We start from the raw sequence: 1,511 nt of genomic DNA, 5'->3' as shown, positions 1-1,511 counted from the left end.
GGCCTTCCTGAACTACACGGTCGGCGAGGAGGGCCAGAAGGTCCTCGCCGACGCCGGCTACGCCCCGCTGCCGGCCGAGATCGCGGCCAAGGTCCCGATCGCCCGGCACCCGGTTCCGCGGCGCGGGGCCGGTCGCGCGGTGCACAACGGGGTCTTCTCGGCAGGCTGTGGCGCAGAAAGGCGGCGCGGGCATGAAGCTGCGCTGTGGGCCCGCTTAAGAAAACCTCGATGGACGTGACGCTCCGAGCTGGGCAGATTGGAGCCCGTCCACTGATCGGGGCCGTATTTTCGGTACGGATCAGTTCGACCGTCCTTCCCGTCATCCCGCCTGGAGCCGCACCGATGAAGGCACTTGTCAAGCAGCATGCCGAGCCCGGCCTCTGGCTCATGGACGTGCCGGAGCCGGAGACAGGGCCCTCGGATGTGCTGATCAAGGTGCTGCGCACCGGCATCTGCGGCACCGACCTGCACATCAGGTCGTGGGACGGCTGGGCCCAGCAGGCCGTCACGACGCCGCGTGTCCTCGGTCACGAGTTCGTGGGCGAGGTCGCAGCCGTCGGTGCGGACGTCCAGGACATCGCGGTCGGCGACATCGTCAGCGGCGAGGGCCATCTGGTGTGCGGCAAGTGCCGCAACTGTCTGGCCGGCCGCCGCCACCTGTGCCGCAGCACCATCGGTCTCGGCGTCGGCCGCGACGGAGCGTTCGCGGAATACGTCGCACTGCCCGCGTCCAACGTGTGGGTGCACCGCACCAAGGTGGACCTCGATGTCGCCGCGATCTTCGACCCGTTCGGCAATGCGGTGCACACCGCCCTCTCCTTCCCCCTCGTCGGCGAGGACGTGCTGATCACCGGCGCCGGCCCCATCGGCATCATGGCCGCGGCCGTCGCCCGGCACGCCGGCGCGCGCAACGTCGTCATCACCGACATCAGCGAGTCCCGTCTCGCGCTCGCCCGCAAGGTCGGAGCGACACTCGCGGTCAACGTCGCGGAGACCGACATCGCCGCGGCGCAGCAGCAACTGGGGCTCAAGGAAGGCTTCGACATCGGCCTGGAGATGTCAGGACGGCCTGAGGCCATGCGCGAGATGGTCGACAACATGACGCACGGCGGCCGCATCGCGATGCTCGGCCTCCCGGCGCAGGAGTTCGCCGTCGACTGGTCCCGGATCGTGACATCGATGATCACCGTCAAGGGCATCTACGGACGCGAGATGTTCGAGACCTGGTACGCGATGACGGTCCTGCTCGAGGGCGGCCTCGACCTCAGCCCCGTGATCACCGGAAGCTACGGCTACCAGGACTTCGACGCCGCCTTCGACGAGGCCGCGACCGCCCGCAGCGGCAAGATCATCCTCGACTGGACCGTCTGAGTCCCGCAGCCCTGCGTCCGAGCCCAGACCTAGGGCCTCTCGTTCGGATCATGCCGGGCTCGCGGGCCCTGGCACCGCTCCCCCACAGCCTTCGGCGTGGGAGGTGCCCCCACGCCGCGTTGTCGTCAGTCGGCATGGCT

At 69.2% G+C, this 1,511-nt stretch carries 2 protein-coding genes; both read left to right on the top strand.

Features of this window, described 5'->3' with window-relative positions; translation table 11 throughout:
- The coding region (locus ABZ070_RS37305; RefSeq protein ID WP_356640639.1) for a hypothetical protein at nucleotides 1–238 on the top strand (238 nt) is incomplete at its 5' end.
- 104 nt (nucleotides 239–342) lie between these two features.
- Nucleotides 343–1,371, top strand: a complete 1,029-nt coding sequence (gene tdh / locus ABZ070_RS37300) for an L-threonine 3-dehydrogenase (RefSeq protein ID WP_356640637.1) — start codon at nucleotides 343–345, stop codon at nucleotides 1,369–1,371.
- Nucleotides 1,372–1,511 lie beyond the last annotated feature (140 nt).

The organism is Streptomyces sp. NPDC006283 (assembly GCF_040613325.1).
Lineage (GTDB): Bacteria > Actinomycetota > Actinomycetes > Streptomycetales > Streptomycetaceae > Streptomyces.
This window is presented reverse-complemented; position numbering and strand designations above follow the sequence as displayed.